Here is a 21,474-nt window from a genome sequence, read left to right as displayed (position 1 = left end):
ATATATTTATTGTCTTTTCTGAAGATTCGGCACTCCAGAGGAGTTCCAGAGCGGTATGCGGAAACATATTGCTCGGTCCCATAAACTTTAATACCCATCTTGTCCTGCATGATTTGCGGGATAAGATGGGTTTTCGATTAGTAATTAGACAAGGGGAAATTCAACATGCTTCTTTTATACTAGTTGAAAAATGTAAGAATGAATTTTAAAGATAAAGACTGTGATTTGTCATTTGCGGTAAAAATTGATCATTCTTTTTCCAGGGAATGAATAGATTCTACTAAGAATTATTGTTAAAATTCGACAAAAAATGCATATTTACTTGTTAAGAATTGTGTTTTATATTAGACTATTAATTATGTAGTAAAAAAATATAGAGGGGTGTAGGAATGTCCGGAAAAAATAACGGTACAAAAGTATTGAAATCAGTAATGATTGGAACTATGGCATTGACTCCTGTATTATCAATAGGTTTTGGTGTAGAAAAAGCAAGTGCAACAGCTACACTAACTATTGGTGAAAAAGTAGCTATTGAGAACTTTGTCACAGAGTTCAACTCTCTTGATAGCAAAAAGCAAGAACTGGTACGAATTGTAATGAATGTATTAGCAAAGAATCCGGAGCAATCAATTGAAAAAGGCTATGTAGAAAATCTGAAAACCTCATACACGAAATTGTTGTCTACTACACGGGGTGAGGAGATTACTTCTGAAAAACTAGAATCTAGATATCTGGCTTTTAAAGAGGATGTTAGAGGTGTTAAAGAAGATGTAACTTCCGAAGAGCTGGTCACTTATTACACTGCCATAATTAATGGGCTTGTAAAGGCTGTAAGCGGACTAGAAGCCGATCAATATGGAAATCTACTAGGTTCAGGTCTATATAGTGAACTTGAAGCTGTTTACAAAAAAAATCCAGTGCCTGAGAGTTTGAAGCCAGTAGTTAAAGTTCCGTCAATTGGTATATTAGACGGAATTCAATCCGAATTTACTGCGTATTTAAATTCTTTAAATCAGGGACCGGGACCAGGGCCAATCCCACCGGTGACTCCGCCGATAACGGGCGATGTCACTGTTGAAGTTGATGGATCAATTGTGAACAGCAATCCACAAGCAGTTATCGATGCAATTGAAAAAGCGGCTAAAGTCGAAGAGCTTGTGATTAAAGTACAAGCAGGTACAACGAATGTAGAAATTCCTGCAACAATCCTAGCTGCACTTGATAAGAAAAACAGCGATGCTGTAGTAGTTCTTCAATTCGGTAATGTATCGTATGAATTGCCAGTTAATGCATTTGACTTAGCTGCGGTTGCAAAGGACTTGGGTGTTGCTTCTGTCGAATTGAGGCTAAATGTCTCTGTTAAAAAAGTAGACAACCCACTTGCCAGCAAAACAGCTTACAAAGTGCTTGCTGATGCTTACGACTTCAACGTATCCGTTGTAGCGCCAGGCGGCAAATCAGTAGCATTGACTGTATTCCCGACTCCAATCAAACGTACATTGCCTGCAGCTGCTAAATTGAATGCAGCTACGACTGTAGGTGTAACTGTGGATGCGAAAGGTAAAGTGACAGCTGTTCCAACTTACGTTTCTGGTGATACAACAGCTAATCTTTATCGTTCAACGAACTCTGTGTACACGTTGATCGAGCATTCGAAGTCGTTCACTGATATTACTAAAGGTACAAGCTGGGCGGAGGAGTACGTTGACAAATTGGCTTCCCGCATGGTTGTAAACGGTAAAACTCAGACGACATTTGCTCCGACGTTGAAGATCACTCGTGGTGAGTTCGCAGCAATCCTTTCCCGCGGGCTAGGTATCGTTGCTATGGACAAAACAGCGAATTCCTTCAAGGACGTATCTGCAAGCCAAGCGTTCAACCAAAACGGCGAAATCGCTGCAGTTGTTGAAGCTGGAATCGTTGCAGGTTACACAGACGGCTCATTCCGTCCATACGAAGAAATCACTCGTGACCAAGCGGCAATCATGATCAGCCGTGCAATCGACTATGTCGGTACAGACAAAGTGACTTTCGATAAGAAGAAAGCTTTGACTGCATTCAAAGATAGCAAGGAAATCGGTGCAGCTTCACGTAAACACGTTGAACGCGTCTACCAAGCTGGCCTACTTGACGGCTACCTTGATGACACATTCCGTCCGAACGCGGATGCAAACCGTGGGCAAATGGCGAAAATCATCTATAACTTCCTTGCTGAAATCAAATTCATCAACTAATTATGCAACCAGTAAACCCTTCGATGCGCCAAAGCCGTCGGAGGGTTTTTCCTTTATTTGCCGCAATTTGAATTTTCCTGAATTATCCTTTCAAATCAGGCCGTATTATAGTAGTCTAATAGTAAGGAGGGGAAGCGGATTGAAAAAAATCGTAACATTTTTAGCAGCTATATTACTTTTCATCACGGGCGGTGTAGGAAGTGCAAGCGCTCAAGGTTTTACGGATGTGAACCCTAAAGACCAATTCTATGAACATATCAATTATTTAGCGGGACATGGTTTTATCAACGGGAAAACACCAGATTCATTTGCACCTGGTGAAGCAGTCACACGCGCACAGGCGGCTGCAATGATCGTAAGGGTGCTAAAATTACCAACCGAAAATAAAGTATCGGATTTTTCTGATGTAGGCAGTGGAAACTTTGCAGCTGCGGAAATACAAGCGGCTACTGAGGCGGGGATTATCAAAGGCTATTCAGCCGATAAATTCGAGCCGAATAAAAAAGTATCTAGAGGAGAAATGGCAATCTTCCTTGCACGTGCTTTTAAATTGACCGATGAAGAGCAGATGACCTTTACAGATGTACCACTAGGCTCACAGAGCTACTCATCCATACCAAAGATCATCGCGGCTGGAATTACAAATGGCATTTCGGCAACGAAATTTGAACCGGACAAGCCGGTCACTCGTGCACAATTCGCTGGATTTCTGGCACGTGCGACGAACGAACAACTGCGCTTGCCCGTTAAATCCTGCGGCTACGATGCGGCAAGCCGAGTGAATCCGGATCAGCAGACGCTTAATTGCCTTGCGACGAAAGCGGCAAGAAAAGCGGATGTGCCACCTGAAATCGTAAAAGCAATCATTACAGAAGAGAGCGGCTGGAAACATTATCTTAGCAACGGTGAACCACTTATCAGTACGGACAACGGCATTGGTCTTATGCAACTGACGAACAGAACTGAGTTTGACACAGAACGCCTCAAATACGATATTGCATACAATATCGAAGCCGGCGTGAAAGTGCTGGCGGATAATTTCAAGCGGTCGGACCTTCCGAGCGTTGGTACGAATAACCGGCATGTCCTTGAGCATTGGTACTTTGCGGTAATGGCGTATAACGGTACAAAGCCAATGAACAGTCCATTTTACCAGGCGACAGGCGATAGAAACTTAAAAGCTTACCAAGAAAAAGTCTATCGCAACATCAGCAACGGCTTCGTCACTCCGAACATCACGACTATCGACATGACAATTGCCGATTTCAAATACGACGGCTCGACGACCGATAATATCCAATTCAATAAGAAGTCATTCACAATGACCGGCTCCAACACAATGTCGGCCGAACTGTTGAAGGAGGACTCCGTCGTTAAGTACAGTGGAAAAGGATTGCGATCCAGACCAAGTTCCGGAGGGGATTTAGTCCTTGCTGTGACAACGGAGGATAGAATCACAATCATAGGAGGTCCAGTCTACGATACCGATTCCAAGTCTCCCAATCAATACATTTGGTACCCTGTAAAGACCACTAATATTGGAAAAGTAAAAACAGGCTTTATCGCATCACCTTATATTAAATAAAAAATAAGAAAGCCCACCAAAATGGACGGGCTTCTTTATTTTTTGCGTAATTATTAATTAATTAGTTAAATAGATAAACGGAATCTACTAATACAAAACAATTTAAATAGAAAGGTAGAACTGGGGTATATTGTACTATAGTTAGTTGGCAAGCGTTGTCATAACACGGATTAGAAAAAGATCGTATAATATAATAACTAAATAAAATTGTCATAATGTGGTGTTGAATCCAATGTTTTATATTGGATTTATCGGGTAAATCTTGGTAGGATGAAACTATATTCCTCTCCAAGTTTACTATAATCGAGAGAGGTCTAATTAGGAGGAAACCTACACTATGAAATCAAACATGTACAAAAAGATTCTCGCAACTACAGCTACTTCAGCATTTGTTGCATCCGCTATTGTTCCAGCCGCTATGGCCGCTGCACCAACTAACTTTACAGATGTGAATTCAAACTATAAAGAAGCGGTAGATTATCTACTAGCTCATAATATTACAAACGGTATTTCTTCAACTGAATTCGGCACGACTCAAAACATTAAACGTGGAGACGCAGCTGTTTTCATTGCAAGAGCTCTTGGATTGAATACAGACACGGCTAAGGATCAAGGATTCAAAGATTTGAATAATCGTGTCAAAGGCGCGGTTAATGCAATCGTAGCGGAAGGTATCGCATCCGGTAAAACGAAAGAATCTTTCGCTCCGGATCAAAACATCACTCGTCAAGAGATGGCGAAGATGCTTGTGAACGCCTATAATTTGACTGCTAAAACGACAGCGAATTTCAAAGACGTCAACTCCAATTGGATCGGTTTTGTTTCTGCCCTTAAAGACAATGGCATCACATTAGGGAAAACGGAAACAACTTTCGCACCGGAAGCTAATTTAACTCGCGGTGAGTTTGCTTTGTTCATGTTCCGTGCTGAAAATCTTGAAGATAAAGTAACGGCGCCTGAAATTACTTCTATTTCTGCAACTAACCCTACGACAGCAACAGTTTCGTTCAATACGAAATTAGCTTCACTGAAAGCTGCGGACGTTAAAGTGAAAAACGCTTCTACGAACAGCAACCTAGTTGTAAAATCCGCTACTCTCTCTGAAGATAAAAAGTCAGCGGAAATTACATTCTATGAGCCTGTAACGGCAAACACGACATACGCTGTTGAAGTCACTTCAGGAACGACGAAGCTAAGCGGAGAACTCGCAGTCGGCTCATTGAGCGTTGAAAAAATTGTGATGGAAGATCAAACAATCCCTGCAAACGTAGAGACAGAACTTGCTTTCAAGTTGGTTGACAATAAAGGAACAGATGTCACTGAACAATTTAAGAGCCAAGTGAAATTCGTTTCTAATGCAACAATCTCAATCGGCAAGATTACGCTAGCAAAAGGAACTTCAACTACTGTCAAAGCTGTTTATGAAAAAGACGGCAAGGTCGTAGCTGAAAGCAACACTGTAACAATCAAGGCAGAAGCAAATACGCCTGCAAAACTGGCGAACTGGACAGTTTCTACATCTACTCCTAATTTCAAAGACAATACGTTCAAGCGCAACACGATTGTATATGCTGACCAAAAAGCGAAGCTCTATACGGAAGTGGTTGATCAGTTCGGCGCAGTTTTAGCGACTCCGACAGTTTCATTCGAATCTCTAACTCCGAAAGTTGCTGTAGTTGATCAGATGAACGGAGATGTACAAGTCTTAGGTGCAGGAAATGCACAAGTAAAGATCACTGTCAAAGACGGCGATAAGGTTGCATTTGAAGAAGTTGTCAGCTTGGAAGTGCGTGAAGTGCCAGCTGTCAATAAATTATCACTTAGCCAGTCTGCACTTGCTTTGTCCACAAACGATACGGCAGGAATGGAAGTCCAAGCGACAGTTCTTGACCAATTCGGTAACCCGATTAAAGATCAAGCGATCACTGTAAAAGAAAAGCTGGCACAAAACGAAACAGCTGCACTTAAAATTACAGGATCAGGGTCCAAAACGAATGATGAAGGCGTCCTGAAATTCAATGTTGCTTCAGCAACAGATGCGAAAGTCGGCAGCCGCACTGTAGAAGTGACTGTAGGTACAGGACAATCAGCTGTAACAACAACACTTGCTGTTGAAATTAAAAAACCAGGTGTATTTGCGAAATACGATGTACGTGGACTCGAGTCTACATTGGACTTGAACGCTGCTGCAAAAGCAAACTCCATGGAACTTGACGTCTTATCGGTAGATGCGACTGGCTTGATGATCCAAGCAGAGACACCGACAGTAACTGTGAAAAATGCTAAAGGTGAAACGGCAACAACTGTAACGGTTGATGGCGATAAGATCACACTTGGAGCGGGCGCAAAAGCTGGGGATGTCTATACTGTCGACGTCAAAGTGGGTGGAGTAACCGTTAAAACTCATACATTCACTGTCGTCGATACGACTGCAACAGCAGTTGAACCATCCATCCTCTTCACTTCTTCTACAGTCAATGTGGCTGCAGGTGAAGACCTTGCGGATGCTATCGCTAAGATCACACAGTTGAAAGATGCAAGCGGCTACTCAATAGCAAGCGTCAAAGGCGCTTCTGCTAACAAAGCAGTTGTTTCATTCAATGGTGAAGGCACGCTAGAAAAAGCTGCTGCCGGATCTACAAAAATTTACGTGACTTCTGTAGAGATTACAGATGGCCAGAATACCAAAACGATTAAATTACCTTCTATTGCAGACTTAACAGTGAACGTTAAGTAAACATAAGATAAGTAATGAATACCTTCCGAGTGATCCATTCATTCGGAAGGTATTTTTTTGCGTGAAAAATCAAATCACCAAATTATTCCTTCTGGCCTTCCAAACAGTTTGGAAATATAGTACTCTAGTAATAGAGACATCAGAATAGAGGGCAAGATGACAGCTTGAGAACAAGTCTCATTTCTTCACCTTACTTCTGATAGACGACACATTTTAATAGTAGAGAGAAATTTATAGTTAAATTATTCCTCTCTAACTTGCAAACAGAAGGAGAAGGTGGAATGAAATCATCAAGTAAACATCTGAGCATCATCATCGTCATTTTGTCCGTGTTCATCTTAGGGATGCCTACAGCACAGGCAGCTACATTCAAGGACGTATCCTATCAATATTGGGCATACAAAGATATCGAATTTGCAGCAGAGCATAAAGTCATCAGGGGCTTCGGTGACGGCAAATTCAGACCGGGCCTTGATATTACGAGGAAAGACGCTGCCGTTATGATGACGAGGGCGCTTGATCTCTACACGCTTGAAGGCGAACCGACTCCAGTGGAGGATTTGCTTCCGACATCTCCGGGCTATAAGGAAATCATGATTGTGCTTGAAAACGATTGGCTGTCGCTTGATGAAGGACACTTCCGTCCCGACAAGCCATTGACAAGAGATGAAATGTCCAAAATGCTGTCGACAGCGTATCAATATGAAGGAAAAGGCGCTAGCTCTTTTACGGATGTTCCAATAGAGGATCCGTATTATCACTACATAGATGCCATTGCAAACGAACAAGTGACGACAGGTTATAATGACGGTTCATTCCGCCCGCAAGAAAAAGTGACACGTGCCCAATTCAGCGCATTCCTCTATCGGGTGTACCAGAAGCCGGTCGCATATGAAGTGAGGAACGGCGGAGAGCTCATCGATGTCATCGCGAATGTCGATGACGCAATTGAACTTGCGCTTTACTATCCGGAAGGGACTGTCCATCCGCAAAGCAATAAATTCGTGGAATATGCGCAAGAGATTGCTGCCGCGGACAAGACCAATTTGAATAGCGGTGCACTCATCTATAACGGATTCAAGGAAATTGAGAAATTCACACCGGAGTTTTTCAAGCACTACTTAAAGACGAAGCCGATAAACGGTGTTCAACAAGATATGTTCGACACGTTCATCATCCTCGGTCTTCGGTACAATGAAAACAGCGACCAATTCGTAGACGGACCGACGAACCGTGCCAATTACGAAGATTGGAAGACGTACATTGAGAGAACATTCAATTCTGACGGTGCCATCAAAAACCTGAACACTGCTGCAGGTCAGGTGAATCGGAAAGTGGATGTCTATGTAGCGATTCCGTATCCGAAACGGAATGGATCGATCATCAATTTGAATGGTGATGACGTCGGAAGTGATGTATATGCCCGCTATGACCTTGCCAGCTGGTATGTAAAAGAAGTGATGCAGCGCTTTGAGAGCGGCAAGTACGACAATTTGAATTTCAAAGGGTTCTACTGGTTAAGTGAAACTGTGCGGACGGTCGATGATGAAGTCATCATTTCCTCCATTTCAAGCATCTTGAAGAAGAACGGCAAATTCTTCATCTACTCGCCGCACGCCACTTCGACGAACTTCTATAAATGGAAAGATTACGGCTTTGACGCCGCATTCCTCCAACCGAACGCATTCAGAGCATCCATTCGGAACAAAGAAGAACGTCTCCATCAGGCATTCGTGAAGGCGCAAATCTACGGCACGGGGATCACGATTGAAATCGACTCCTACCATATGGACAAAGCTGAACAGGGCGTCGAAGCATTCGACCTCTACATGGATATGGCGAAGCGCTATGGGCTCGACGAAAAAGGCATGATGTTCTACCAAGGAACCAATATGGTCGAACGAATGGCAACTTTTGACCACCCTATATACAAACGTTGGTACGAACAGCTGACAGAGACATTTTTCACTAAAGAATCTAAATAACAGATCGCAAACATGAGGAGCGGGCGAGTTTCCCGCTCCTTTTTCATATTAACCAAGATTTTATTAAAAGGAACATGCTAAGGATTGAAGCGAAGGGCGGCGACTCCTGTGATAGCCATTGAGAAGAACGGCTTTTGCGACCATAAGGGAGCGGGATGCCTTAATTTCTGCAAAGATCGCAAAAATACGGCAAATCGAACCCTCCGCTGTTCGATTGGCTCACCGCTCGCCCGCGGAAAGCGTCCGCCCGAAGCGGAAATCCGATATATACAGATTTCTATGAATCCTTTCCTGTTTGATAACGTCAACTTAATTGGAAATTAGTCTACTGACACGCCCCAGTGCTGTGTTATAATCGAATACGTGAAACAACTATAGAAAGGGTCATTCCATGAATCTCAACTTTAAAGAACTGACAGTGCCCATCGTCGGAGTATTGCTGCTCGCAGTGGCGCTCGTCATTCCAAATACAATGATCGCTTACGGCATTTCGCTCCTTCTCGCGATTGCTTCATTGTTCAGACCGAAACAAGCGATTCTGTTTCTACTCATCTACTTCCCGCTTCGGTCATTCCTGATCGAAGTAAGCCCAGGACTTAAACTAGTTGGTGACTTGATCATCGTCTTCGCTTTCCTCCGGGTCGTTTGGGACGCAAGGAAGGATTGGAAGTCGATCTTCCGTTTCGAGATCTTCGAATGGGCCTTTATCGCCTTCATCATCTTAGGGACCGTTTCGGCATTCCTATCCGGTGTCATCCTAGCCGCGATCATTTTCCAGATCCGGGCATTCGTGATCATGTTCCTTCTACTATATACTGTGAAAAGGTTAGACATTACGAAAAGGGATATCTTGAACTTCCTGACGGTCACGTTATTCGTCACAGTTGTCCTGATCATTCAAGGACTTGTCGAAAAGCTTTCCGCCCGCTCCCTCCTCATGCCGGAGCCATGGGTGAATCGTCAGCTATCGAAAAATAACGCCAGCCGCATTTATGGACTTGTAAACAATCCGAATGTGCTTGCCGTCTATTTAACGATTTCCGGTATTCTCATCTATTACCTGAAAACGCTGCTGCCGAAGACGAAGCTTCAATGGGTGCTCAATCTCGTCCTCGTCGTCCTCGCTGGAACATGGATTCTTACGTATAGCCGGGGCACGTGGATTGCGTTCATCATCGGGATCGTCATCTATTTCCTGTTCACAAGGAATTGGAAGTTTGTCCTGAAAGCAGGACTTGCCATTGCATTAGGGTTCTTCCTGATTACAACGCCGGTAACAAAATTGGCGCAATGGATCAGTGCGAACACTGAAGTCGGTGAAATTGTACGCACGGGCACACCTGAAACCGATCCGGCCTTCGCAATCGAATCATCGCGCATCACGGGGACATTCAAATCAGACACGTTTGAAAAGAGCAAGACGACCGGACGTTTGTTCATCGTCTATAAAGGATTGGAAATCTTTGAAGACTATCCGGTCATCGGAACAGGCTTCGGCACATTCGGCGACTCTGCTTCAAAAGTGTACTCGTCGCCGTACTACAGCCATTACGATGTCCAATTCAATATCTACTCGGACAACCAGTACATCCAAATCATTACTCAAAACGGCGTTGTCGGGGTCCTTTTGTTCGCCGTCTTCCTATTGGGCATGCTCGTCCTGTTCTGGAAGCGACGCAAATTATCGGACAAAGCGATTCCGATGTTGGCAATGCTCATCAGCGTCTACTGGTGCGGTCTCATCTATAACATCTGGGAGGATAAGACGTTCACGCTGTACTTCTACATCTTGACAGCAGTCTTTATCGCTTACACTTCAAAGAAAAAAGAAGAATTGCAATAATAGGAGCAAGCCCCGGTTCTGGACACTACCAGAACCGGGGCTTTTCTATATAATCGGGCCTTCCAAGAAATCCTCTCTACTAAATACGCATAAAATCTTCCAAACACGCATAAATCCGCTCAAAAGTCCATAAATCCCTCAATACGCGCATAACATGCCGCAATCGCGCATAACTCCCCTTAAAGACGCATAACTCACAGAAATCACGCATAACTGCCCGCAACCGCGCATAACCCCCGCATGCCTATAACCCTTCCCAGTGAACTAGTCTAATAGTACGAAAAGTTATCTATTCTATGGAAATACAAGAGTTTGAGATTATAATGGACATACACCAAATACTTACAAAGGGGAATGAATAATTGCTGAAGAATACATACTTGTCGAAAATTAGTATCCTATTTCTTGTGATTTTTTTATCAATACCTACTCTAGCCTTTGGAGAAACACCAGGAAGCACGAAGATTTCCGGAGGCGTCCAATATGAATATACGAACAAAACAGTAGCGAGCAATCCGCAAGCATTCCGTCAGTTAGTCGTCGACCTGAATGATCCATTCACGACAGTCGACGTCGGCATCCCGACGCCGCTGAACAAACTGTCGCCAACGACGACCCAGGCAAACGCCTATACAGCGCTCGGCCAACAAGTTGCGGGCGCGATCAACGGCTCCTTCTTCTGGGGATCCGACCAAGGCTATTTGCCGATGTACTTGATCGCTTACCGCGATAGACTGATGAATGCCGGCATCATTGCGTCCGGCTGGGACCAATACGTCAATCAGCCGATCGCTTTCGGCATCGACAGCACCGGAAAAGGAAAGATTGATTCATACAATTTAAGACTATCATTCAACCATAACGGACAAGATTATCCGATCACGTCAACGGACAAGCATCGCTCGACTGACAATCTGATCCTCTATACACCTCTCTATCCGAAGCCGACAACGGAAACGAACGCGCTCGGCATCGAGTTGGTAATTGAAGGGGTTTCAGGTGGGACGGCGCTTAACTTCGGTGAAACGGTAACGGGGACAGTAACGAAAATCCGTGAGCGTGGCGATCAGCAAGCATCGACAATCCCGAAAAATGGATTCGTCTTATCCGCGCACGGTGATGCAATGGATCTTATCAAACACATCGGCATCAATGAAACGATCTCGATCACTGCTAATATCGATGATAAATGGAAAGGTTCTTCATTCATGTTGACGTCCGGACCTGAACTCGTCAAGGACGGCAAAGTGAATCTCGGCATCGATCCGACCAGCGACCGCGCAAGAGAACGCGCGCCGCGAACGGCGATCGCAATCGACAGGACAGGATCTAAAGTGTTCATGGTGACAGTGGACGGACGTCAATCCGGCTATAGCCAAGGGCAAAGCTTGAAGGAGTTCGCTGAATACCTCGTGTCGATCGGTGCATACCAGGCACTTAACCTGGATGGCGGCGGTTCCACGACGATGGCAGTCCGCAAGCCGGGCGACTTCAATGTGTCTTTATTCAATAGACCATCGGACGGCAGAGAACGTTCCGTCTCGACTTCGCTTTTCGCAGTATCAACTGCACCAGTAGGCACGCCGGCAACTGTCGGGGCTAAATTAGCGAAGCCAGGCGTCTATTTGAAAGGCACGAAAGGTTCCGTTGTAGTGGATTATGTAATGGACAACTATTACAACCCGGTCACATTCAATAAAGCGGACGTCAAACTAAGCTCTCCGCAAGGACTTGTAACAGCTAACGGCTCGGAATTCACTGCCCAAAAAGCGGGGACAGGCTCCATCACAGCAACAGTGAAGGGTGCAACAGCAAACATCCCGTTTGAAGTCGTCGAAGCCATCCAAACCGTCACTCCTTCAAGCCCGTCGATCGAAGTGCGGACAGGCGAAAAGAGGACATTGACTGTAAAGGCGTATGACAGCAAAAACAGGGAAGTCATCTTCGACCCGTCATTAGTGAAGTGGAGCACTTCCGCGAATATCGGAACAATCACTTCTTCAGGCGTACTGACAGCAGCGTCAAGTGAAGGCAAGGGAACTGTAACCGCAACTTTGGGCGGCAAAACGGTAACCATCCCGGTGTCGATCACGGGCGCATATTACCGCGCGGATACTATGGAGTCCCTTGATAATTGGACTTCTTCAGCAACGAACGGCAATGCTTCATTGTCCATGAACAATGCGAAAGAGCCTGCTTTCGAAGGGAAAGGTGCATTGAAGCTCACCTATGATTTCACGGGCACGACAGGCACGTCCGCGGCATATGTGGACGCAAAAACGCCTTTGAGTCTAGCAGGGACACCGGTGAAGCTTTCAGCCCGCGTATATGGCGATGCGAGTAAAACATGGCTGCGCGGCCGGATTCAAGACGGGCAAGGCAAAGAATACACAATCGATTTCACACCTGAAAACGGCCTGAAATGGCTAGGCTGGAACTATGTGACGGCTGCCATCCCGGCGGGCGCAACGGGCAATATAACACTTAAGCAGATCTATATTGCACAACCGACGGACAGCCTGAAAACGAAAGGCAGCATCATGATCGATGATGTGAAAGCAGTCTTCAATGCTAGCTACAAAGAAGGCCTTTTCAAAGACACTGGGCTGACATTCCGTGCGGAAAATGAAATCGCGTCACTCGTCAATGAAGGAGTCATTGCAGGCTACGCTGACGGCAACTTCGGCCCATATCAGGAGCTGACAAGGCAGCAAGCGGCGATCCTTCTGTCAAGGGCGTTGAAACTGCCGCTCGACAATGTTACGGATCCAGGCTTCGAAGACATGGTGCCGTCGATGACGTTCTACAAAGAAGTGGCGGCAGTCGCGAATATGGGCATCATCCAAGGGAAGGAAAAAGGGAAGAAGTTCGACCCGAACGGCAAATTGACCCGCGCTGAAATGGCTGCGATTCTCCAACGTGGCTTTAGTCTTCCATTGAGTGACAAAAATCACTTCACTGACATTAATGGCAGCTTCGCAAAAGATGCGATCAATTCCATGGCATTTAACAATATTACCCAAGGGATTGGCGGAGGGAAGTTCGGCCCTGCGCAAAATATTAGCAGAGCTGATTTCTCGGTCTTTTTATACCGTACAATATCATTAAAATAGTAGAAATTTAGTGTTTGAGATTGCAGAAAATTATGGTACAATGTTTGTGTAGAGTTTTTCCTTTTACAGAATAAAGAATTCTAAGAGCCTTGGTTGATGGTGCGGTAAAAACCTGTGGAGATCATTCTCCGCAGGTTTTTTACGTCTTCCGAAAAAAATTCTATTTGCAATCTACCTTTCTATCACTAAATTAGTATTCACCATTCACTTCCAATTACTTTCATGGTAAACTATCAGGTAAATGAATTTGACGAAAAGGAGAAAATTATGGGCAAAAAGCTAAAAATCGCACTAATCATATTCGGCGTTGTCGTACTATGCGCTGCAAGTTACATATTGTACATACTGAAATTCAAAGACTATGACATCGCAGACGAATCGGTCGACGAAATCATCGAGGAGTCTTATGAAATCGAACTTCCTGATGGCACGATCATTACGTTGAATGAAGATGGTGATGTCGTTGAAGAAGAAATCGGAGAAAAGAAGGCGGGTACGACTGTAAGCGGCAATGATAACCAAGGCTCGTCAGAAGGTGCTACTAGTAAGGATAGCCAGGACTCATCGGAAGGTAGTACTAGTAAGGATGAGCAAAAAACCATAACCACTGGCGGGACAAAGACGGACTCTTCAACTTCTTCGTCCACCGGGAAAACTACACCTCAAACAGGTTCGGCCAATACTTCCAAACCCGGCTCTGCTCCATCAACACCGGGAACCGAGGCAGCAAAGCCCAGTGTAGCAACCATCAAAGAAAAATACACACCGGCATTCCAAGCACTGGAAGGACAAGCGGACGATAAACTGAATGCTTTGATTGGCAGGGCTAAAAACGAGTACTTGTCCAAAAAGGAAAATGGCGAGAAGGTCGATTATGGATACTTCTACAATAAATACACGAGTGCAGCGGCCGAGCTCGAAGGGCGGACGGATAATGTCTTCGCAGGTGTGCTGAAGGCAGTCGAAAGAGATTTGGAGAAGAACGGTTTTGACAAATCGTATGCAAAAAGCTTCTCAGAACAATACAATGCACAAAAGAAAAGTAGGAAAGACTCCCTCATGAAGAGAGCAATGGGTCAATAAACAACCGGAAAATCCTGCAGGTTTCTGACTTGGGGATTTTCTTTTTACAAAAATGGAAACATAGCGAAAAATGTCTTATGAGATATGATATACTCGAAATAGCAGTGCTATTGTCTTAGTTTACACAAAGGAGCGCACCATTCATGGAAGAAACAATCAGTTTGCAAGACTTGTTCCGAACGTTGAAAAAGAGGATCGTCTTAATCATCTCGGCCGTCATCGTCGCGATGGGGATTGCCGCAGTTATCAGCTATTTTTACCTGACACCCATTTACCAGGCATCCACACAGATTCTAGTCAACCAACAGAAATTTGACCAGAACCAATTCAATGCTCAAGATATCCAAACGAATCTTCAGCTTATCAATACATACAATGTCATTATTACAAGCCCGGCCATCCTATCCAAGGTCATCGAGAACCTTGACCTGGATATGACACCTGCGCAGCTCAAAGGACAATTCACCGTGAACAGCGCGCAGAATTCCCAAGTCGTCAACGTCACAGTTCAAGATACAGAGGCTTTCAGAGCTGTCGATATCGCAAACACAACAGCGGAAGTGTTTCAGGACGAAGTTAAAATTCTGATGAATGTCGACAATGTCAACATTCTATCTCCGGCAGTCCTGTCTGAAAATCCGACACCTGTAAAACCGCAAAAACTCTTGAATATAGCAATCGCTGCAGTCGTCGGACTAATGATCGGAGTGGGTGTTGCCTTTTTATTGGAATACTTGGACACGACGGTAAAGACCGAGCAGGACGTGGAAGAATTGCTTGGCTTGCCGATACTCGGAATCGTCAGCATCATTTCCGACAAGGAAATGCAAATGAACAATGACGCTTTACTAGGGGCGCAGAATAAGGGGTAAAAAACTATGTTCAAAAAGAAAAAGAAATCGCTTCAGTCGGTTGCAAGGAAGCTCGTCACCGTTGCAAACCCGAAAGCGGTCGTATCGGAACAATTCCGTACTGTCAGGACCAATATCAATTTTTCGCTGCCCGACGAAGAACTGACTACATTGTTGGTCACTTCTTCAGCGCCAAGTGAAGGAAAATCGACAAGCGCTGCCAATCTCGCAGTCGTTTTTGCCCAAGCGAAGAAAAAGGTCGTCCTCATAGACGCGGATCTGAGGAAACCGACAATCCACCATACATTCCAAAAGATGAACGGCGCTGGGCTATCCAATCTCTTAACCCGTCAAGCATCTCTGTCGGATGTACTGCATACAACACATGTCGAAGGCTTGCAGATCATTACGAGCGGTCCGATTCCGCCGAACCCCGCAGAGCTATTAGGCGCAAAGTCGATGGATGCTCTCATCGATGAATTGAAGAAAGTGTTCGATATAATCATCTTCGACGTCCCCCCGGTCCTGTTAGTATCAGATGCACAGATCCTGGCAAATAAATGCGATGGGACGATTCTCGTACTAAGTTCGGGGTCAACCGAGAAAGAAAACGCGCTAAAAGCGAAAGAAGCATTGGAAACGGCGAAAGCCCGAATCCTAGGGACGATCTTAAATAATTTTGTTTTGGAAAAAGAACATTACTACTATAAATATTATGGAGGAGAAGAGTAAAGGAGAGATTCCTATTACTCTTTTTCGTTTAGAAGGGGAACTTCCAATGATTGATATGCATTCCCATGTTTTATATGGATTGGATGATGGACCTTCCGATATGGAAGGTGCATGGAAGATCATTCGCGGTGCAGTGGATGAAGGAATCAGTCAGATGATCGCAACACCGCACGTCCACAATCCGCATTATCATGTCACTGCACAAGATACGATAAGCCAAGTTGAGGTACTGAGAGGCCTGATCCGTGAAGAGGGGGTCCCGTTGACGCTCCATACGGGTCAGGAGGTCCGGCTGCACGAGGATATCATTGAAAACTATAAGTCCGGTGAATTGCTTACGCTGGCGCAATCGCGTTATATGCTTCTTGAGCTGCCGTCACAAACAGTACCCGCGTACACGGTCAGGATCATCGAGCAGCTCATTCGCGAAGGGATAATGCCAATCATTGCCCATCCGGAGCGGAATCGTGCCATAGCGGAAAAACCTGAACGTCTCCAAAGGCTTATACGACATGGCGCCTATGCCCAAATCACTGCCGGGAGTGTATCCGGCCATTTTGGCAAAGGCGTCCAGGACCTTTCTCTAAGATTACTAGAGGCGAACTGTATTCACGCATATGGCTCAGATGTCCACAATATGGAGATTCGCCCCCTAGAATTTAAGAAAGGGCTTGATGTTCTTGTAAAGAAAAAGCATGTCGACCGTATCGATATCCTGATAGAAAATAACGCACGGATTATCGCCGATCAACCACTCGTTCAACTAGAGCTTGGTGAAGTGAGAAAGAAAAGTTGGTGGAAGATCGGTATATCTTAAGATGTAAAAATTCACTTTTTCTAAATTGTTTATCTATTGTTTTGGGTGAAAAGACATAGTAAATAACAGATGAATTCCAAAAAAGTGTGAAAATGAGATGAGGAGCATGTAAAAAGAAGTAGTTTTTCAAAGTGAGTCTGTTATAATGGAAAATAACTAGAAGGTAGATTGATAGAATATTCTCGAAGGGTGTGAGTCACATATCCATTAAAAAAAGGGTAACCATGTTATTTTTTATTGACTCGACAATAGTCTTATTTTCTATTTGTATCGGTTATTTCATTCTGAGTCCTACTACCAATCTATTTACGAATAAGATGTTGCTGATCAGTGTAGTGACAATTCAACTCGCTCATCACTTTTTTGCGTGGTTTTACGGATTGTACCGGAAGACGTGGACATATGCCTCAATAGGGGAACTGAAATCGATCTTTAAAGCGGTGTCGTGGACAATCTTCGTAGTAGCCCTCGTCCAATTGACCCTTATACAAGATATCTACTTTCGGGCACTGGCGATAACGTGGATGCTACATATTCTATTAATCGGCGGATCGCGCCTATCATGGAGGCTTTATAGGGAGACGGTTAACCGGAACCATACAGGTACAGTAGAGGCGAAGAGAACGATGATTGTCGGAGCTGGACAAGCCGGCAGCATGATCGTCCGTCAAATCCTCCAAAATCCGGATTGCGGGATGCAACCAATTCTGCTCATCGATGACGACATGAAAAAACGGGGCCTTGAAATTTACGGAGTGAAGATATGTGGCGGAACGAAACAAATCCCGTCATTCGTGAAAGATAACCAAATTGAGAAGATCATCATTGCCATCCCTTCAATGGGAAGGCAGCAAATGGCGGAGCTGTTGAAGCTCTGCGTAGATACAGGCGCACGAACGCAAAAAATCCCGCGCATCGAAGATATCATGACGGGAAAGGTGTCTGTAACGGATATTCAAGATGTGAAAATTGAGGACTTGCTCGGGCGAGATGAAGTGCAGCTCGATATGCAGAAAATCGCAACGAAACTGACAGGCAAAACGATCATGATCACAGGAGCGGGCGGTTCAATCGGATCGGAAATTTGCCGGCAAGTGAATCGGTTTACACCGAAAAAGCTCATATTACTCGGGCACGGAGAAAACTCTATCTATCTAATAGAACGCGAACTGCGCGAAAAAGTTTCACCTGAAACGGAACTTGTTCCGGTGATTGCCGATGTACAAGACCGGCAGCGTATTTTTGACATCGTCTCAGAACAAAATCCGGATGTCATTTACCATGCAGCCGCACATAAGCACGTGCCCCTCATGGAGGCAAATCCGATGGAAGCAGTAAAAAACAATATATTCGGTACGAAAAATGTCGCAGAAGCCGCAGATACATTCGGCATCAAACACTTCGTTCTCGTTTCCACCGACAAAGCGGTCAACCCTCCGAATGTGATGGGTGCAACGAAGCGTTTTGCTGAAATGGTAGTTCAGAATCTTGCGAAGAACAGCAAAACAAAATTTGCAGCTGTCCGTTTTGGCAACGTCCTCGGTTCTAGGGGCAGCGTCGTTCCGCTCTTCAAGAAACAAATTGCTGAAGGAGGTCCGGTTACCGTAACCGATCCAGAAATGACACGCTACTTCATGACAATCCCTGAAGCATCCAGACTCGTCATTCAAGCAGGGACACTTGCACGCGGCGGCGAAGTGTTCGTTCTTGATATGGGCGAACCAGTTAAGATTGTGGATTTGGCCAAAAACCTTATCAACCTTTCAGGTTACAACGAAAATGAAATTAAGATTGAATTTAGCGGTATCAGACCTGGAGAAAAACTGTTTGAAGAGCTGTTGAATGAGAATGAGCGGCAGAGTGAACATGTATTTCCGAAGATCTATATTGGAAAAGCAACGCCAATTAGTGAGCTGGAAATGCAATATGTATTGGACAAGCTGCTTGATATGAGGAGTAGTGAGCTGAAGGATACGCTCGTTGGGATAGCGAATCGGAAGGTTGTTGAGCCGGAAATAAAGATGATGGTATAACAGAAGTTGTGGGTGGCGTAAAAAGCGCCACCTTACGTGTGTGTTTTGGAATATAAACTTTACCCTTTAAGTTCAATTCTACTAAAGCATATAAAATATGACTGGAAGGAAGTCTTGCTGATGGAGTCGACTAAAGCAAAAGAAAGGATCTTTCTATCCTCACCTCATATGAGCGACGAAGGATATGAAATGCAATACATACAGGAAGCCTTTGATACAAACTGGATTGCCCCTCTTGGTGAAAACGTAAATGGGTTTGAAAAAGAACTAGCAAAAAAGGTTGGGTCAAAGTCTGCTGCAGCACTTTCATCAGGGACAGCCGCTATTCATTTGGCACTTAAAGCAGCAGGAGTTGGAGAAGAGGATATTGTATTCTGTCCAACACTTACGTTCTCAGCTACTGCAAATCCAATTATTTATCAAAATGCAATTCCTGTTTTTATTGATAGTGATTATGAAACATGGAATATGTGTCCAAAGGCATTAGAAAAAGCATTTGATAAGTATCCACAAGTTAAAGCGGTCATAGTTGTCCATTTATACGGCTTATCTGCAGATATGGATAAAATTATGGAGGTTTGTAAGAAACATAATGTAGCTGTAATAGAAGATGCTGCTGAGTCATTAGGTACTTACTATAAGGGTAAGCATACAGGGACTTTTGGAGATTATGGCATCTTTTCTTTCAATGGAAATAAGATTATCACAACTTCTGGTGGCGGTATGCTTGTTTCAGATAATGAAGAACGCATTGCTAAAGCTCGATTTTGGGCAACCCAATCAAGAGATCAAGCAAGGCATTATCAACATAGTGAATTAGGGTTCAATTATCGGATGAGTAATGTTGTTGCTGGGATTGGTAGAGGACAGCTAAAAGTACTTGACCAGAGAGTTGAGAAGAAAAGATATATTTTTGAATTATATAAAAGGGAACTTGGTGGGTTAAATGGCGTGGAGTTCATGCCGAGCAATGAATGGAATGAACCAAACTATTGGTTAACTTCGATGACTTTAACAGGAAAGGTAAGGCCAATCGACATAATGGAGGCTCTTGAAAAAGAAAATATCGAATCAAGACCGGTGTGGAAGCCGATGCATTTACAGCCATTCTTTGAGGAGTATAAATTTGTTGGAACGGACGTATCTGAGTGGTTATTTGAGAATGGTGTATGTTTGCCGTCGGATACAAAGATAACTGATGAGGACTTAGTAAGAGTAATTAAGATAATTAAAGGGTTGTGGAGATAGGCAATGCGAGTTTTGAACTTAATTATTAAACGGTTAATAGATTTTTTTGGAAGCCTTATTGGTATTATTCTTATTTCACCAATTCTTTTCATTATAGCTTTATCTATAAAGTTGACTTCAAAAGGCCCTGTGTTTTTTAAACAAGAGCGTTTAGGGAAGAATGGCAGGGTTTTCAAAATTATTAAATTCAGAACAATGGTTGTTAATGCTGAAAAAATCGGGGATGGATTAACAGTAAAAAGCAACAATGATATTCGGATAACTAAGGTAGGTAAAATACTCCGTGCAACAAGTCTTGATGAATTACCTCAATTGTTTAATGTAGTGATTGGGCAAATGAGTCTTGTAGGGCCTCGACCACCTGTTACATATTTTCCGTACGATGGAATTGAAAAATATCCTGAGTGGGCCAAAAAACGTTTTACATTTCAGCCTGGAATAACAGGTTTGTCGCAAATAACGGTCAGGAATTCAGTTAGCTGGGATGACAGAATTGTTGTAGATAACAAATATATTGATAAATTTAATGTTTGGCTTGATATTAAAATCTTGTTTAATACACTGTTCAAGATTTTTAAATCTGAAGACATCTATATGGATACAGATAAAAAATCTATATAAGATATCGGCTATTACAAGTGAAAGTGGTGAGAATGTGATCAAAGGCGAAAAAGTATATCTTAGGCCTATTCTCAGGAAAGATATTACGTTTTTAAATGAATGGAAAAATGATGAAGACACTTATCGATATTTAGGTGGAGGGTTTATGCCGATATCTATAGATCAACAAGAAAAGTGGATGGACTCTATTATAGATACTACAGGTAATAATAAGCGATTTATCATTTGTGATAATGAAAATATACCTGTTGGAATGGTTGGATTATATAATATTAATTGGATTCATCGTACCTGTGAAATAGGCCTTTACATTGGAAACAAAAGTGCTCAGGGTAGAGGATACGGAAAAGAATCATGTAGATTAATCGAGCAGTTTGCGAAAGAGTATTTAAACCTAAGAAAAATAAAATTAAATGTTGTCCTTGATAATGAAGCAGCTACACGTATGTGGAAATTCCTAGGTTATGAAGAAGTAGGTAAATTTAGAGATGAACGATTTATTAAAGGTGAATATAAGGATTTAGTGTTAATGGAAAAATTTATATAATTATTGCAATTTAGCTAATTTAATCAGTTGTTTTTTAAAGTCTCA

14 protein-coding genes are annotated in these 21,474 nt (G+C 43.6%); all 14 read left to right on the top strand.

Annotated features, from left to right (window positions below):
- Positions 1-389 precede the first annotated feature (389 nt).
- Entirely contained in the window at positions 390-2,234 is a 1,845-nt protein-coding gene (locus tag M3193_RS08155) for an S-layer homology domain-containing protein (protein ID WP_251626075.1), read from the top strand.
- Between the two features lie 139 nt (positions 2,235-2,373).
- A complete protein-coding gene (locus M3193_RS08150; RefSeq protein ID WP_251626072.1) occupies positions 2,374-3,819 on the top strand; it encodes an S-layer homology domain-containing protein in 1,446 nt (481 codons plus the stop codon).
- Between the two features lie 337 nt (positions 3,820-4,156).
- Positions 4,157-6,556, top strand: coding sequence for an S-layer homology domain-containing protein (locus M3193_RS08145; RefSeq protein WP_251626068.1), 2,400 nt, complete (start codon positions 4,157-4,159; stop codon positions 6,554-6,556).
- 281 nt (positions 6,557-6,837) lie between these two features.
- The gene (locus M3193_RS08140) at positions 6,838-8,541 is read left to right on the top strand and encodes a DUF4855 domain-containing protein (protein ID WP_251626065.1); all 1,704 of its coding nucleotides are present in this window, start codon (positions 6,838-6,840) and stop codon (positions 8,539-8,541) included.
- A 391-nt stretch (positions 8,542-8,932) separates the two neighbouring features.
- Positions 8,933-10,384: an O-antigen ligase family protein gene (locus M3193_RS08135; RefSeq protein ID WP_251626063.1), complete on the top strand. Its 1,452-nt coding sequence runs from the start codon at positions 8,933-8,935 to the stop codon at positions 10,382-10,384.
- Positions 10,385-10,746: 362 nt separating this feature from the next.
- Positions 10,747-13,497: a phosphodiester glycosidase family protein gene (locus M3193_RS08130; protein ID WP_251626060.1), complete on the top strand. Its 2,751-nt coding sequence runs from the start codon at positions 10,747-10,749 to the stop codon at positions 13,495-13,497.
- 267 nt (positions 13,498-13,764) lie between these two features.
- A complete protein-coding gene (locus M3193_RS08125) occupies positions 13,765-14,580 on the top strand; it encodes a hypothetical protein (RefSeq protein WP_251626045.1) in 816 nt (271 codons plus the stop codon).
- A 143-nt stretch (positions 14,581-14,723) separates the two neighbouring features.
- Complete coding sequence (locus M3193_RS08120) at positions 14,724-15,452, top strand: YveK family protein (protein ID WP_251626042.1); 729 nt, start codon at positions 14,724-14,726, stop codon at positions 15,450-15,452.
- Between the two features lie 6 nt (positions 15,453-15,458).
- Positions 15,459-16,163, top strand: coding sequence for a CpsD/CapB family tyrosine-protein kinase (locus M3193_RS08115; RefSeq protein WP_251626039.1), 705 nt, complete (start codon positions 15,459-15,461; stop codon positions 16,161-16,163).
- 46 nt (positions 16,164-16,209) lie between these two features.
- Complete coding sequence (locus M3193_RS08110) at positions 16,210-16,980, top strand: tyrosine-protein phosphatase (protein ID WP_251626036.1); 771 nt, start codon at positions 16,210-16,212, stop codon at positions 16,978-16,980.
- Between the two features lie 200 nt (positions 16,981-17,180).
- Complete coding sequence (locus M3193_RS08105) at positions 17,181-19,013, top strand: polysaccharide biosynthesis protein (RefSeq protein WP_251627251.1); 1,833 nt, start codon at positions 17,181-17,183, stop codon at positions 19,011-19,013.
- Between the two features lie 120 nt (positions 19,014-19,133).
- Positions 19,134-20,261 carry a DegT/DnrJ/EryC1/StrS family aminotransferase gene (locus M3193_RS08100; protein ID WP_251626033.1) on the top strand — a complete coding sequence of 376 codons (1,128 nt, stop codon included), beginning with the start codon at positions 19,134-19,136 and terminating at the stop codon, positions 20,259-20,261.
- A 3-nt stretch (positions 20,262-20,264) separates the two neighbouring features.
- Positions 20,265-20,882, top strand: a complete 618-nt coding sequence (locus tag M3193_RS08095; protein ID WP_251626029.1) for a sugar transferase — start codon at positions 20,265-20,267, stop codon at positions 20,880-20,882.
- Positions 20,883-20,916: 34 nt separating this feature from the next.
- Positions 20,917-21,429, top strand: coding sequence for a GNAT family N-acetyltransferase (locus M3193_RS08090; protein ID WP_251626026.1), 513 nt, complete (start codon positions 20,917-20,919; stop codon positions 21,427-21,429).
- Positions 21,430-21,474: the final 45 nt, after the last annotated feature.

Source organism: Sporosarcina luteola (assembly GCF_023715585.1).
Classification (GTDB): Bacteria; Bacillota; Bacilli; order Bacillales_A; family Planococcaceae; genus Sporosarcina; species Sporosarcina luteola_D.
Note: the sequence above shows the minus strand (reverse complement) of the source record. Positions and strands in the feature narration are given on the sequence as shown.